This is a genomic window from Corynebacterium sp. TAE3-ERU16 (assembly GCF_019209935.1).
GTDB classification, from domain to species: domain Bacteria; phylum Actinomycetota; class Actinomycetes; order Mycobacteriales; family Mycobacteriaceae; genus Corynebacterium; species Corynebacterium antarcticum.
The window spans coordinates 62,471-76,655 of sequence record NZ_JAHUTN010000003.1; the positions used below are offsets into that span (position 1 = coordinate 62,471).

General features: G+C 66.2%; 11 protein-coding genes. 4 read left to right on the plus strand and 7 right to left on the minus strand.

The genetic code is table 11. The features are described from left to right. Positions 1 to 3: 3 nt before the first annotated feature. Genes KRX55_RS04180 through KRX55_RS04190 form a run of 3 tightly spaced genes read right to left on the minus strand, consistent with a single transcriptional unit; the run spans position 4 to position 3,411 of the window. Entirely contained in the window at positions 4 to 1,680 is a 1,677-nt protein-coding gene (locus tag KRX55_RS04180; RefSeq protein ID WP_218406551.1) for a DAK2 domain-containing protein, read from the minus strand. Between the two features lie 11 nt (positions 1,681 to 1,691). Next, complete coding sequence (locus tag KRX55_RS04185) at positions 1,692 to 2,396, minus strand: uracil-DNA glycosylase (protein ID WP_255567556.1); 705 nt, start codon at positions 2,394 to 2,396, stop codon at positions 1,692 to 1,694. A gap of 13 nt (positions 2,397 to 2,409) precedes the next feature. After that, positions 2,410 to 3,411, minus strand: coding sequence for a thiamine-phosphate kinase (locus KRX55_RS04190; protein ID WP_218406552.1), 1,002 nt, complete (start codon positions 3,409 to 3,411; stop codon positions 2,410 to 2,412). Between the two features lie 74 nt (positions 3,412 to 3,485). Between KRX55_RS04190 and KRX55_RS04195 the strand changes: the two genes are divergently transcribed. Beyond that, complete coding sequence (locus KRX55_RS04195; RefSeq protein WP_218406553.1) at positions 3,486 to 4,457, plus strand: DUF3515 domain-containing protein; 972 nt, start codon at positions 3,486 to 3,488, stop codon at positions 4,455 to 4,457. 50 nt (positions 4,458 to 4,507) lie between these two features. Continuing rightward, entirely contained in the window at positions 4,508 to 5,488 is a 981-nt protein-coding gene (locus tag KRX55_RS04200; protein WP_218406554.1) for a hypothetical protein, read from the plus strand. A gap of 9 nt (positions 5,489 to 5,497) precedes the next feature. Here KRX55_RS04200 and KRX55_RS04205 read toward each other — a convergent pair whose 3' ends face one another. After that, the gene (locus tag KRX55_RS04205; protein WP_370625753.1) at positions 5,498 to 6,586 is read right to left on the minus strand and encodes a D-alanine--D-alanine ligase family protein; all 1,089 of its coding nucleotides are present in this window, start codon (positions 6,584 to 6,586) and stop codon (positions 5,498 to 5,500) included. Positions 6,587 to 6,667: 81 nt separating this feature from the next. After that, positions 6,668 to 7,666 (minus strand): NAD(P)H-dependent glycerol-3-phosphate dehydrogenase, encoded by a 999-nt coding sequence (locus KRX55_RS04210; RefSeq protein ID WP_200259247.1) that lies wholly within the window; start codon positions 7,664 to 7,666, stop codon positions 6,668 to 6,670. Positions 7,667 to 9,182: 1,516 nt separating this feature from the next. Between KRX55_RS04210 and KRX55_RS04215 the strand changes: the two genes are divergently transcribed. Beyond that, positions 9,183 to 10,421 carry a sporulation-delaying protein SdpB family protein gene (locus tag KRX55_RS04215; protein ID WP_255567568.1) on the plus strand — a complete coding sequence of 413 codons (1,239 nt, stop codon included), beginning with the start codon at positions 9,183 to 9,185 and terminating at the stop codon, positions 10,419 to 10,421. 588 nt (positions 10,422 to 11,009) lie between these two features. Continuing rightward, positions 11,010 to 12,011 (plus strand): NUDIX hydrolase, encoded by a 1,002-nt coding sequence (locus KRX55_RS04220; protein ID WP_218406557.1) that lies wholly within the window; start codon positions 11,010 to 11,012, stop codon positions 12,009 to 12,011. Between the two features lie 67 nt (positions 12,012 to 12,078). Here the strand turns inward: KRX55_RS04220 and leuD are convergent, their stop codons facing one another. Both leuD and leuC read right to left on the minus strand, forming a co-directional pair. Further along, positions 12,079 to 12,672 carry a 3-isopropylmalate dehydratase small subunit gene (gene leuD, locus KRX55_RS04225; RefSeq protein WP_218406558.1) on the minus strand — a complete coding sequence of 198 codons (594 nt, stop codon included), beginning with the start codon at positions 12,670 to 12,672 and terminating at the stop codon, positions 12,079 to 12,081. A 20-nt stretch (positions 12,673 to 12,692) separates the two neighbouring features. After that, the gene (gene leuC / locus KRX55_RS04230; RefSeq protein WP_218406559.1) at positions 12,693 to 14,177 is read right to left on the minus strand and encodes a 3-isopropylmalate dehydratase large subunit; all 1,485 of its coding nucleotides are present in this window, start codon (positions 14,175 to 14,177) and stop codon (positions 12,693 to 12,695) included. Positions 14,178 to 14,185 lie beyond the last annotated feature (8 nt).

Genomic DNA, 14,185 nt, shown 5'->3' on the forward strand with positions numbered 1-14,185 from the left:
GCGCTACTCCACCCCGACCTCGGCGAGATGCGCCAGCCCCTCGGCCGGATAGACCATCACCTCTATCTCGGCGCCGCGCTCCACCGCACTGTTGACACCGGGGAGCTGATCGGTGAACCGCGCGAGATCGATCTCCGCGGCGGCTTCATCGGTCAGCAGCAGAGTGACCAGTTCGCCGCCCCGTCCGAGCAATCGGGCACAGGTCTGTTCGAGTGCGGTCTGCAGGTCATCGGCCACGAAGAGAACCCCGGTCCCGCTGGTGACGAGGATGTCTCCGCGGGAGCACGGGCCGGCGAGGGTGAGTGCGGCCTTGTCGGCACGCTGCAGGATCGCGGTGCGCATGGAGCCCGCGGCCTCGGCCATGGCATAGGAATCGACCGCCACGGGCTGTTCCGGATCGTGGACCGCCAGCGCGGCGATGCCGCTGACGAGTCGCGCGGTGGGCAGGATCGTCATGGTGCGTTCCGCCGCGTGTGCGGCGAGTTCCGCCGACACCATCTCCCTGCGGGTGAGCAGGCCGTTCGGGAGCAGAATGACCTCACCGATTCCGCGGGTACGCAGTTCCGCGAGAATCCTCGAGACCGTGTCGGTGGTGCCGTCGTCACCGTCACCGGGGGCATCCGGGGTGATGACGATCGCACCGGCCTGCCGGTAGAGCTCCGCGAGCGGTCCGTCCGGGGCGAGTGCCATGACCGCACGGCGGAGCGTCTCCACCTGGGGGCTCTCCGGCAGCACCTCGAGGCGGAGATCACTCACGTCACCGGCCCGGTACAGCTCCTCGATCACGGGACCGGGAACGCTGCTGTGGATGTGGACGGTCGCTGAACGGACGGGGCCGTCCGGATCGGTGTCGGCGGGTGCGAGGATGAGGCTGTCACCCATATCCGCCAGGTTGGCGCGGAGCGTCCCGAGGGCGTCCCCGTCCTCACCGCTCAACCGGATGAAGCACATGATCTCGAGCTCGCGGGACCTGCCGTGGCGGGCGTCGCAGACGGTGCTGTCCTCCACCACGGGGTGGGCCCCGGGACGCCCGAAGGAATCGATCACGCCGTCCTCCCGGGCGATGCCCTCGATCTCGTCGAGCAGCGACTGGAGCAGAACCACCAGACCCGCCCCGCCCGCATCCACGACACCCGCGGACCGGAGGACCTCCAGCTGGGACGGGGTCTTCATCAGGGCGGTGCGGGCGGCATCCACGGCGGCGGCGGCCGTCTCCCGGAGTCCTCCCCCGGCCTGTGCCGCTGCGACGGCGGTCGCCCGGAGGACGGTCACGACGGTGCCCTCGACCGGGTCGGTGATGGCGCGGTCGACGAGCCGCACGGCGATGGCCAGCGAGTTCTTCAGGCACTCGCCGTCGATGCTTCCGCTGGCGGCAGCCTGGGCGATACCGCTGATCACCTGGCTGAGCACCACACCCGAATTGCCCCGGGCACCGCGCACGGACCCCGCGGCGAGTGCGGCCGCCACCGCGTGCGCGCTCTCCTTCTCCGCGTCGTCGAGCCGGGTGGCTTCCGCGAGCGCCGCCTCCATGGTGTAGGTCATGTTCGATCCCGTGTCCGCGTCCGGAACCGGGAAGACGTTCAGCCCGTTGATCTCCTCCCTGCGGGTGGAGAGAGCGTCCACCGCCCGTTCCGCCCACGAAAGGAGGGCGGTACCGTCGAGGGATAAGTCAGAGGCCATGGTCGACAAGTCTACAGCCGCCAGTCCACCGGCTGTGCGCCCCGGGAGGCGAGGATCTCGTTGGCACGGCTGAACGGGCGGGATCCGAAGAAACCGCGGTGGGCCGACAGCGGGGACGGGTGCGGGGAGCAGATGCACGGGGTGTCGCCGAGGAACCGCTGCGTGTTCTGCGCGTCACGCCCCCACAGTACGGCGACGAGGGGGCGGTCCCGTTCGGCGAGAGCGGTGATCGCAGCCTCGGTGATCTCCTCCCATCCCTTCCCGCGGTGGGATGCCGCGGCGCCGGGACGCACCGTGAGAACCCGGTTGAACAGTGCGACGCCCTGCTTCGACCAGGGCGTGAGGTCACCGTCGTCCGGCACGGGGAGCCCCAGGTCCTCCGAGTACTCCCGGAAGATGTTGGCCAGGGACTTCGGTAGCGGACGGACGCCCGGCTGGGTGGAGAAGGACAGCCCCATCGCGTGCCCCGGTGTGGGATACGGGTCCTGTCCCACGATGAGGACCTTGACCTCGTCGAAGGGGTAGGTGAACGCCCTCAGCACGTCGGCTCCCGCGGGGAGGTAACCACGGCCCGCCGCGTTCTCGGCGCGGAGGAAGTCGCCCATCCGGTGGATCGCCGGAGCCACCGGTTCGAGGACCCGCCGCCAGCCCTCCTCCACCGGGAGGGGGGTGGTGTGGTCGGCGGACATCTGCACGGGGTTTTCTGTGTCACTCATGTCATCCCCGAGTCTAGGGTGCCGTCGCCTGCCGCGGGAAACTGTCCCAACCGGCACTGTGGGCGGGAGGCACGGAATCGACCGTGACGGCCGCTCCGGCACGGCGGCGGTGGACCGCCCCGATCACGCGGAAACCGCTGGGCGCGTCCTTCGACGTCGTGCCGATGAGGGTGTGGTCCTCCCCACCGGTGAGGACCCAGCTCCAGGGATCAACCCCCAGGTGCTTCCCGGCGGCGGTGAGGAGTTCGTCGGGTGCGATGGCGACCCCCGCCAGATCGATGCCCACCTCGCTGCGACGGGCGATGGTACCGAGGTCGGTGATGAGACCGTCCGAGTTGTCGGTCATCGATGAAGCGCCGGTGGCCCGGGCGATGACTCCCCTGCCCGGGTCGACCGTGGGGGCGAGATGCGCGTCGACGAGTTCGGAGAACTCCGCGGGCACCCGCTCCCGCCCGTACCTCCGCAGAAGCGCCAGGCCCGCCGCGGAGTAGCCGATGCGCCCCGATGCGACGACGGCCTGGCCAGGGCGGGCGGCATCCAGAGTGAGGGCGGGCAGGCTCCCGCCGAGATGACCGATGGCGCTGACACCCACCACGATGTGCTCTCCCCCGGTGAGATCCCCTCCGGCGAGATCGGCACTGTAGGCGGAGACGCGGTCCCCGACTCCCCGGGCGAGGTCTGTGATGAAGTCGAGGGGGGTGTGTCCCGGTGCGGAGAGCGCGAGGACGACGGCGACGGGCCTGGCCCCCATCGCCTCGATGTCGGCGAAGTTCTGTACGACGGCCTTGTGTCCGATCTCCGCCGCGCGGGACCAGTCGAGTCGGAAGTGCCGCCCCTCGACGAGCATGTCCGTGGTGACCACGGTGCGGGTGTTGGGGTTCGGCAGCGGGAGCACCGCAGCATCGTCCCCGTTGCGGTGGGACGGAACCGCGTCCAGGATCGCCCGGATCGTGGCGCGTTCCCCGGTCTCGGCGACGGTCGGCCCGGTGTAGCGGCTGGGAAATACGGTGGACACGGGGGAGATCACTCTTTTTCGGTGGTGGGGTACGGGCAGATGTGCACATTACCCGGCGACTAGGATGGGGTGCCATGAGCACCGAGCAGTCCACCCCGTTCAACCGCGTTCCGTTGTACATCGCCCTCGGGCTCTCCGTGGCGCTGGTGATCGCCACCCTGATCGGGGCGAAGATCGTCTATCGGAAGGCCGCACTGCAACCGGTGTCCATGTCCACGATCGATTCCCCGGACGCGGATTCACCGGAGTGTTCGCGGTTCCTGGATGCCCTTCCCGGGGAACTCTCCGGACATCCCCGGGCGGAGCTCACGGACCCGGCCCCGGCGGGTGCGGCGGCGTGGCGCTCGAACTCCGTCAGCCGGATCACCCTGCGGTGCGGTGTCTCGCTGCCGCTGCAGTTCACGGCACTGTCCGACACGACCGATGTCGACGGTACGGTCTGGATCCGGGTGGATGACGCGACCACGGGATCCAGCCTGCGGACGTGGTTCGCCGTGAACCGGACCCCGGTCGTTGCCGTGACGGCCGACGGCCGTGCCCTGGACGACACCGAATCCCCGGTTGCGGAACTGTCCGCGGCACTCGGGACCCTGGACCGCACCGAGCCCGTCCCCGCACCGGCTCCGCTCGCGGAGCTCGGGCCGGGGTCCTCCGATGCGGGCTGCGACAAGCTGCTCCCCTCGTTGCCGGAGAAACTCGGCGGCGCGGCCGGCTACACCCGTGTCGACGGCGACCGGCTCAGTGCCGCCGGTCTGCCCGCCGGTTCGGCGGCCTGGACCGCGCCGGGTGCGGAACCCGTGGTCCTGCGGTGCGGGGTCGCCGATGCGCCGTCCTATGAACCGGGTGTCCAGGTGCAGCAGGTCAACGACATAGCCTGGTACCACGACACCGCACTCGCCAACGGCACCACGGCCGGGACCTGGTATGCGCTGGGACGTACCGCGAATGTGGCGGTCTCGATGCCGCAGGCGGCCGGCAACACGGCGATCGTGGGGCTCGGTGACGCGATCTCCCGGAACATCCCCGCGGCTCCGGGGACCCGGTAGCGTCGGTCCGTCCCGCTTCGCCCGTCCCCAGTCGTCCCAGGAAGGACCCGATGACCATTCTCCACAGCGGGAGACCGGACCTGCCCGGTTTCGCTCGTGTCGCCGGCGTGTACTCGTGCGCCGACTGGTGCCGGTTCGTCGACTCGGGCGAGCCCGCCGTGGATCCCGCGTACCTCTCCGACGGCGGCGGTGCCTTCCTCATCGCGCACCACTGCCCCGCGGATCCCCCGCCGCACTACCCCGGTGGCCTGGTTCTCGGTGGTCTCGCCGGACGGACCTCACGCCTCCTCCTCGATGACGGCGTCCCGGAGTCCCGGCTGCCCGCACTGGTCGACGCGGCGGTGGATCTCTTCCCGTCCTCCCGGGGTGCCTGGGTGTGGCCGTTTCTCAGCGGCGACGACTCCAGACGTCTGATCCGCGCGTTCGGGTTCAGCGCCTCCCACCTGCGGCTCGCCGGCGCGGACTGCACGGTGACCGTCCCCGCGGGCGGAATCGAGGCACACATCGGATCCCTCCAGTCCCGCGAGCGTCGCGACGATGTCCGCGCTGAACTCGGCGCCTTTGCCCGGGGACCGGTGCGGATCGCGGCTGCCGCGGCCACGGCGGCCGACTGCCCCTCCCCCGACATGCTGGGTCCCCTGCTCGGAACCGTGGAGCGGGCTCACGGACAAACCGTCACCGATGGACGGGCGGTCGATCTGCTGGAGCGCCGGAACCGGTTCCTGGCCGACTCGTCGACCGTGTTCACCGCCACGGACACCACCGGTGGGATAGTCGGATTCAGTGTGCTCCGGCGGGTCGGTGACGAGGCCACCGTCGATGTGGTTGGCCTACGTGATCCGTCCCGGGAGGCCGTGGCGGGCCCGCTCTACGCGCATCTCGCCCTGTGGGAACCGCTGGCGTGGTGTGCCGGGCCAGATCGCGGTGTCGTGACGCTGCACCTCGGGATGCAGGCATTCGAGGCGAAGACCAGACGCGGTGCCGCGATGCGGTCCCTGTGGACCGTCACCGCGGCACCGCGCGATGACTAGTCGGGTTCGTCAGTGCAGCGCGCGGGCGACGAGAATGTCCAGCAGCTCGCCGTAGTCGACTCCGGACGCGGCCAGCACCTGCGGGTACATGGAGATCGGGGTGAACCCGGGCAGCGTGTTCACCTCGTTGATCACCGGGCCGTCCGGGGTGGCGAAGAAATCGACCCGGGCGAGTCCGTCCGCGTTCACGGCGCGGAATGCCGCGACGGCCATCCGACGGATCTCCCCGGTCGTCGCCTCGTCCAACGGCGCCGGGATCTGCGGGGTGACCGCGTCATCGAGGTACTTCGTGTCGAAGCCGTAGAATCCCTCGTCGCCTGATTCGGTGCCCTGGAGCTGTGCCGGGACCGAGGCGAACAGCCGGCCGTCCGGGTACTGCAGGACGCCGACCTCGACCTCGGGGCCGGTGATCTGGGATTCGACGATGACCTTGTCGTCCTCGGAGAACGCGGTGTCGAGGGCGGCCGGGAAGTCCGACCAGTCGGTCACCCGGGACACCCCGATCGAGGATCCGCCCTGCGCGGGTTTCACGAAGACGGGGAGGCCCAGGCGTTCGCGCTCGGCGGAGTCGAGGTCCCGGTGCTCACGGAGGATGATCTCCGGGGCGACCGCGAGATCCGCCGCCGCGAGCAGCTTCTTCGTGTACTCCTTGTCCATGCAGCAGGCCGAGGCCAGGACACCGCACCCCACGTACGGGATCCCGGAGAGCTCGAACATCCCCTGGACGGTGCCGTCCTCACCGAAGCGGCCGTGCAGTGCGGGGAAAATCACGTCCACCTCGGCGTGCACCTGCCCGGCACGGTCCCCGTCCAGGATGATGAGTCTTCCCCGGGAGTCCGGGTCGAGGGAGAGCTGGAGGCGCTCACGGAGCCGCACCTCCGGGAGGGTGCGTCCGGAAATGGTGAGCGCCCGCGGATCGGATTCACCGACGGTCCACACCCCCTCGCGGGTTATCCCGACCGGCACGATCTCGTAGCGTTCGGGGTCGAGGTGGGACATGATGGCGCCGCCGGTCACACACGACACGGAGTGCTCGGAGCTGCGGCCACCGTAGACGACCGCGACGCGGATGCGGCGGTCGGTTACGGGTTTGCCCACTGCGGGGGCGGTACTGGGTTCAACGGGTGAAGTCACGACCGTCATCGTACCGAGCGTCGCTCCGCGGTGTACCGTTCCGCCCTATTCCGCCTTCTTCGAGCGCCCCATGAGCGCCCGGATCATCGTGTCCACGTCCATCCCTCCGTGACACACACCGACGACGGCCTGGGTGATCGGCATCTCGACGCCGTGTTCCCGGGCGAGCTGCCAGACGGACTGAGACGAGATGACGCCCTCGGCGACCTGGCCGTGGGTCGCCCGGGCAGCATCCTCGAGCGAGTCACCCCTACCCAGGCATTTGCCGAAGGAGCGGTTCCTGGACAGGGGCGATGAGCACGTCGCGATGAGGTCGCCGATGCCGGCGAGCCCGGCGAAGGTCCGCGCGTCGGCTCCGAGTGCCTCCCCGAGCCGGGAGATCTCCGCCAGACCCCGGGTCATCAGCGAGGCGAGGGAGTTCTCCCCCAGTCCCTTACCGGTCGCCATGCCGCAGGCCAGGGCGATGACGTTCTTGCACGCGCCGCCGATCTCACAGCCGATGACGTCGTCGTTCGTGTACGGACGGAAATACGGTGCCGCGAGCGCCGCCTGGACCGCTTTGGCGCGCTTCTCGTCGGTGCAGGCGATGACCGTCGCCGCGGGTTGTTCGAGGGCGATCTCGCGGGCGAGGTTCGGTCCGGACAGGACCGCGATCCGGTCCGGATCGACTCCGGCCACCTCGGCGATCACCTCCGTCATCCGGAGATGGGTGCCCCGCTCGATACCTTTCGCCAGGCTCAGGAGGGTGGCGTCCTCCGGGATCAGCTCCCGCCACTCGGACAGGTTCTCCCGGAGTGTCTGACTCGGGACCGCGAGGACCACGATGTCGGCGTCCTGCAGTGCCCTGGCCGGCTCCGACGTCGCCCAGATCTCCCTCGGGAGGACGAGTCCGGGGAGGTAGTCGGTGTTCTCGCGGCTGATCTGGATCGTGCGGGCGACCTCAGCGCGCCGGGCCCAGAGCGTCACCGCGCTCCCGGCGTCGGCGAACACCTTGGCGAGGGTTGTACCCCAGGAGCCGGCTCCCATGACTGCGACTCTGACCATTCTCGTTCTCCTCGTCCTCGGTGTCCGGTGCGACGGAAGCCTCCGCCGGCGGGTCCCAGAAAACACTCACACAATTCTAACGCCTGCGATCCGGGCCGAACCGTGGGGACGGCCGGGAATCCTCAGACGGCCGACACGTGGATTCTGGGTTGCGGCAGAGACCTCACCTGGCTCGATATCTCGTTACCTATTCCACATTGACACTGTAACCGGCGGGAACAGATTTCGGCGGAGCGGACGGGGCACACCAAGAGGGAAACGGGGGACTGAAAATCGCTCACATGAGCCCGTACGTGAGAGAGGTACCGCCAAGGACAAACAGTTACAGCTGGTCTCGGTTCCGGGAAAATCAATCAACGGAGATTTCGGCGGGTCAGGATTGAGGTTCGAACGGTGAAGGGACTCAGCCTCTTTGAATACCGGACATCCCGGTTCGGTTCAACACCCATACAGACCGAGGATGAAAACCCGAAGACAAGCCGTGTAACCCGACGAAACCTCAATGAAACGCACTTCCGGATCAACCGTCCCACTCGCCGTGCTCCTCTTGAGCTCACCGGCTCCGGTCACCGGCCAGTCAGAAGATTTGCAGGCACTATCGATAACCGCGCAAAATAGCGGAACCCATCCCCGACGGAACGCGCCCCGTGGTGCACAGCGCCTTCAAGCCCGGCTGAGCGCCATCGATCCCCCTTACACTGACCGGGAAGTGGCCGAGTTCACTGTTCCCGGCTTCGGTAGAGCGGCTGAGATGAATCCTGATCTTTCCCGCTTGGTGCGGACGGACAATGCTCAACGGGTTGGTCCGACCGAAAACCAAGTAAACTTTTCTGTACGGAAAACTGTTCGAAAAGTTTCCGGATCACCATGATGTCGTTTCGCCCAGAATGCAGAGCGGAGAGCCGAACCGGACGCAACGAGCAATTCTGACCACCACATTGGGCTTCGCGAGATCGGGAGGGAATACAGCCACACATCAGAGGAAGGCCACTACGCACAGTACGGTTGCGTGACACCACCGACAATACCGGAAGCAATGGTGCTGTCATTTTGAACGCGGCGTTATATGCACATGCAGCCGTAGCGACTGAGGTAGCCAAGGTTTTCCACGTCGTGCCCGGAGTGATCAGGTACCGGTTCCCCGTGACGGCGATCCCCTCCGAAGCCTGATGCGAAACCCTCAAAACCGGCGGTCAAATTGTTCTGGCACATCTGGAAATCACCGCGCTCAAGGTCCTACCGCGCTCAAGGTCCTGAGGCACTAGACTTGACCGAAAGATTCCGAATGAAGGATGGAGAGACCGGGCCGATGATCTCTCGCCGTCCCCCAAAGACGCACTCCCGACAACCCCTGGAGAAGTTGGCAACATGTCATCGCAAACAATATGTCGAGACGTGATAATCAACTCGACCCTCATCACCCCCAGATCGTTTCGACCACTAATTAAAGATGAATACAGAATCGATAAGGCCGCGAAGACACGGGTGGCATGTGATGGGTGATCAGGATTCGCCAATGGTTAAAGTGGAATCATCGACAAGGCTCGAAGCGATAGTTAGATCTGCGAATATCCAATCCAGGTTCATTTCAATTGGCAGAGCCCTTATCGCCGTCACACAATTGAGCTTCATTCTCTTCACCTCGCACGAGGCACGGTTCGCGGAGGTTGGTCCGCAACCGTTCGGCCCTCACTGTCAAAGTTGGAGTCAGGCCGGTTTGTACTGCGTGGTCGGTAAGGAGAATTTGGGCCTTGCTGACGTGATGATTGCGTTTGGGCTGATCCTAGTCATAAGCGGCTTTTATCCGCGGTGGACCGGATTTTTGCATCTCTACATCACCTACACGATATCGACTGCAGTCGCCCTCCCGGACGGTGGAGAATCTGTGGCTCTCATTTTCGTTGGTCTTCTTGCGATTGTGAGTTTGAGTGATAACAGGCGCAATTGCTACCTCACAGACCTTGACATGGATCGCATTCCGATCCCCCTGCAGGGAATCAGTCGGGCCGCGATCATTTTCGGGCGAGTTCTGTTGTGTTTACTTTACGCCGGTGCTGCGCTTTTCAAGCTCGGTGTTGCCGACTGGAATAATGAAAATGCACTCTACCATGCCGCGAATAATACTACATTTGGTGACTGGTACCAGCTTCTCGAAACATCTGGAATTTCCGAGCACGGCTGGCTTTCAGCAGTGGCCGCCTGGACGCCTGTAGTGCTGGCACTTTTAATCTCGATCAACGCTATCGGCACCGCTGATATGCGGCGATTCGCATTCACGTTAGTTGTTGTCCTGCATGGCGGAAATGTCCTTAGTACGGGCCTTGTCAGTTTTTCCTTGATTATGATTGGCTGCTGCCTAAGCGTAATTACACCGCCTAATCGCTACACACATGTCTCGATTCTCTCCACACCGACAGATTCGGCCGCCTTGGATGATTTCGTGGCGGTCAAGGCCGACATTCGTCCGAACCCTTTCATTTCCCTTTTCGGATTCCATCAGGCGTTCACTCGTCCTGTGGTGTGCTGCGATGGGGTGGCCACACAGGGCCGTTGGGGAGGTGATCTGGCTCTGGTGAAGATCGGCGAACCAATAGTCGTACGGATGCGTTACAAGCTGACGAACAAACTACTCGGCCACAGTACAGAGGTACTGGTCGATGACGAGAGCGATATAATTCGTGCCCGCCTGGGCCCGCTGAACGGGTCCCCGTTCAAAGTTGAGGTCATCTCCGGCGGCAGCTCGGATCCCGGGTAGTTCTCAACCTACCGATTGCCCGGCACCTACCGATTGCCCGGCACCTACCGATTGCCCGGCGGGAGACCGCTGCAGCAAACGCTTCGCCGCATGGTTGAACGCTGAAGCCTCATTCTCGGGTCCAGGGAATGAGGGGGATGGAGTCGCCATTCGGACAGCAGAGGGACGGAAAGATCCTCGTGACCGTTTACTCCTGCCGTGTCGGCCGAGATAACTGCTTTCGTCGGTGTCCTCCTCGTGGATAGAGGTCCGTAAGCTTGAATGACCCCGGCTCTACATTGGATGCAAGTGCGTCTGCAGCCCCACCTACTACGTATGGTAGGTGGGGTTTTCTTTATTGACCCAGGTGCACACGAAAAGATCGGACCACGGTAAACGGTGTGGTCCGGGCGGGTTCCCCGGAACTCTCCTGTTACTGGAGGAGATCGCCTGCGATGGTGATTCACCGGGTGAGTTCCGCCCTTCTGCGTGCCGTTTTGTTCCAGTACACGTGGTTACGTCACCCCGGTTTCGCTCACACGACACTCCGGGATGGACAATGATGGGAACAGCACCCCCGTAGAACCAGCCAAGGAGAGTGGAAGCCAGATGGCAAAGAAGTCGAGCGAGTCCGACAAGGACCGCAGCAATGCGCTGAACGTCACGGGGCGTTACCAGTCGATTCCGGCACGCCCCGCCGACGAGTTCCGGCGGTGCACTCTCGCGGCCGGCGCCGTGCTGTGGCGCGGGGAACTCACCGAGCCCGAGACCGTCGAGGTTGCGGTCATCCACCGCCCCCGCTACGACGACTGGTCCCTGGCCAAGGGAAAGGTGGATCCCGGCGAGTCACTGCCGCAGACCGCGACCAGGGAGATCCTCGAGGAAACCGGCTACGAGGTACGTCTGGGCAAGCTCCTCGGACGCGTCACGTATCCGGTGGCCGACCGTACCAAGGTCGTCTACTACTTCACCGGGAAGGTCATGGGCGGAGAGTTCGCGGCCAACGATGAGGTGGATGAGATCCGGTGGCTGACGATCCCGCAGGCCCGTGAGCTGCTGAGCTACGACGTCGACCGCCAGGTGCTCGACAAGGCGGCCAAGCGGCTGGCTGTTCCGGTGGACACACGACTGCTGCTGGTCCGGCACGCGCACGCCTTCGCGCGCCGAACCTGGTCCGGCAACGATGACGTCCGGCCCCTGGACAAGAAGGGCCGTCGCCAGGCGACGGCCCTGACGGAACTGCTCGCCCCCTACCGGCCCGACCGCATCTACTCGGCCAAGCCGGACCGCTGCGTCGCCACCGCGGAGCCACTGGCTGCACACCTCGGCCTCGACATCGAGTCCGACGTCCTCCTGGGTGATGAGGGCTGGACCACCGCGATGAAGAACTCGAAGAAGCGCTTCCGGGAGATCATCGCCGGCGGCGGAACCCCCGTGGTGATCTCCCAGGGGCTGACGATCCCCGATGTCATCGCCTGGTTGTCCGCCGAGGGGCGGCTTCCACTGGACGAGCCGGACGCGAAGAAGGCGTCGGTGTGGGTGCTGACCTTCACCACGGACGGCGAACTCACCGGGGCAGACTACCTGGTCAGCCCACTGCCCGTGAAATAGCTCGGCCCTGTGTCCCGGGGTGCCCCGACATCGGCTCCGGGCTGCGGGCCGGCGGTGGGGCTCGAGGTCACGCCCGACGGGTCACCGGTTTGAACGTCGGCCGCCCGGCCTCGAAGCGGCTGATCGCGGGCTCGTCCCGCAGGGTCAGTCCGATGTCGTCCAGCCCCTCGAGCAACCGCCAGCGGGTGTAGTCGTCGACGGTGAAAGGCAGGACGTGGGATCCGGCTGTCACGGTGCGTTCGACGAGATCCACGGTGAGTTCCATGCCTGGATCGGCATCCATCAGTTTCCACAGCAGATCGATGTCGGTCTGTTCCATCTGCGCGGCGAGCAGCCCGGACTTGCCGGCGTTGCCCCGGAAGATGTCGGCGAAGCGCGAGGAGAACACGACCCGGAACCCGTAGTCGATGAGCGCCCACACGGCGTGCTCGCGCGAGGAACCGGTCCCGAAGTCGGCACCCGCGACGAGGATCGAACCGTCACGGAACGCGTCCTGGTTCAGGACGAACTCGGGATCCCTGCGCCAGCTCTCGAACAGTGCGTCCTCGAACCCGGTACGGGTCACGCGCTTCAGGTAGACCGCGGGAAGGATCTGGTCGGTGTCGACGTTCGAGCGTTTCAGGGGGACGCCGACGCCGGTGAATTCGGTGAACTTCTCCATGATTTCCTCTCGTGCGTCGCTCAGGCGCTCGCGAGTGCGGGCACCGGGTCAAGGTCGGAGGGGGCGGCGAGATGTCCGAGTACCGCCGTCGCCGCGGCCACCTGTGGTGACACGAGGTGGGTGCGCCCACCGGGCCCCTGGCGTCCCTCGAAGTTGCGGTTCGAGGTCGAGGCCGCCCGTTCGCCCGGTTCCAGCTTGTCCGGATTCATCGCCAGACACATGGAGCAGCCGGGTTGCCGCCAGTCGGCGCCCGCCGCACGGATGATCGAATCCAGCCCCTCGGTCTCGGCCTGGGCGCGGACCACGGCGGAGCCGGGTACGACGAGCATGCGCACCCCTTCGGCGACGCGGCGCCCCTCGAGGACCGCGGCGACGGCCCGGATGTCCTCGATCCTGCCGTTCGTGCAGGACCCGACGAACACGGTGTCGACGGGAATCTCCCGCAGGGGTGTACCGGGGACCAGGTCCATGTAGGACAGCGCCTTCTCCGCCGCGATCCGTTCGGTCTCGTCGGTGAAGTCGTCCGGGTACGGCACACTGCCGTCGAGCGGCAGACCCTGGCCCGGATTCGTGCCCCAGGTGACGTACGGGGTGAGCGACGAGCCGTCGATCTCGACGACGGTGTCGAACTCGGCGCCGTCGTCGGTCCGGAGGCTGCGCCAGTACTCGACGGCGGCGTCCCAGTCCGCGCCGGTCGGTGCGTGCCGTCGACCCCTCAGGTACTCGAAGGTGACGTCGTCGGGGGCGATCATGCCGGCCCGGGCGCCGGCCTCGATGGACATGTTGCACACCGTCATGCGGGCCTCCATCGAGAGTTTCCCGATGGCTTCACCACGGTACTCGATGATGTGGCCCTGTCCGCCCCCGGTACCGATCCGGGCGATGATCGCGAGGATCAGGTCCTTCGCGGTCACATCCTCGCGCAGTGTCCCCGAGACGTTGACCGCCATGGTCTTGAACGGCCGCAGCGAGAGCGTCTGCGTCGCCAAGACGTGCTCGACCTCCGAGGTCCCGATACCGAAGGCGATGGCGCCGAATGCGCCGTGCGTCGCGGTGTGGCTGTCACCGCAGACGACCGTCATGCCCGGCTGGGTGAGCCCGAGCTGTGGACCGGCGACGTGGACGATGCCCTGTTCCGCGGTTCCCATCGGGAAGATCGGGACGTCGAACTCCTCGCAGTTCCTGCGCAGGGTGTCCACCTGGGTCCGGGAGATGAGGTCCTCGATCTCGATGACCGCGCCGGTGGTGATCCCGGAGGTGGGGACATTGTGGTCCTCGGTGGCCAGGGTGAGATCCGGCCGGCGGAGCCGACGTCCGGCGAGCCTGAGCCCGTCGAATGCCTGCGGGGACGTCACCTCGTGCAGCAGATGCAGGTCGATGTAGACCAGGTCGGGGTCGTCGCCGTCGCCTTTCGCGACGATGTGGTCCGCCCAGACCTTCTCCGCGAGGGTGCGGGGTCCGTCTGCTGCGACGCCGGCGGCGGCAACATCGTTCGGACCGCTCATGTCGGAGC

Bases quoted from the DNA above. Each gene is read 5' to 3' on its own strand.
- KRX55_RS04195 (WP_218406553.1), top strand. From the start codon at position 3,486: ATGAGCACCGAGCAGTCCACCCCGTTCAACCGCGTTCCGTTGTACATC.
- KRX55_RS04215 (WP_255567568.1), top strand. From the start codon at position 9,183: ATGGTTAAAGTGGAATCATCGACAAGGCTCGAAGCGATAGTTAGATCT.
- KRX55_RS04185 (WP_255567556.1), bottom strand. From the start codon at position 2,396: ATGAGTGACACAGAAAACCCCGTGCAGATGTCCGCCGACCACACCACC.
- leuD (WP_218406558.1), bottom strand. From the start codon at position 12,672: ATGGAGAAGTTCACCGAATTCACCGGCGTCGGCGTCCCCCTGAAACGC.
- KRX55_RS04200 (WP_218406554.1), top strand. From the start codon at position 4,508: ATGACCATTCTCCACAGCGGGAGACCGGACCTGCCCGGTTTCGCTCGT.
- KRX55_RS04210 (WP_200259247.1), bottom strand. From the start codon at position 7,666: ATGGTCAGAGTCGCAGTCATGGGAGCCGGCTCCTGGGGTACAACCCTC.
- KRX55_RS04220 (WP_218406557.1), top strand. From the start codon at position 11,010: ATGGCAAAGAAGTCGAGCGAGTCCGACAAGGACCGCAGCAATGCGCTG.
- KRX55_RS04180 (WP_218406551.1), bottom strand. From the start codon at position 1,680: ATGGCCTCTGACTTATCCCTCGACGGTACCGCCCTCCTTTCGTGGGCG.
- leuC (WP_218406559.1), bottom strand. From the start codon at position 14,177: ATGAGCGGTCCGAACGATGTTGCCGCCGCCGGCGTCGCAGCAGACGGA.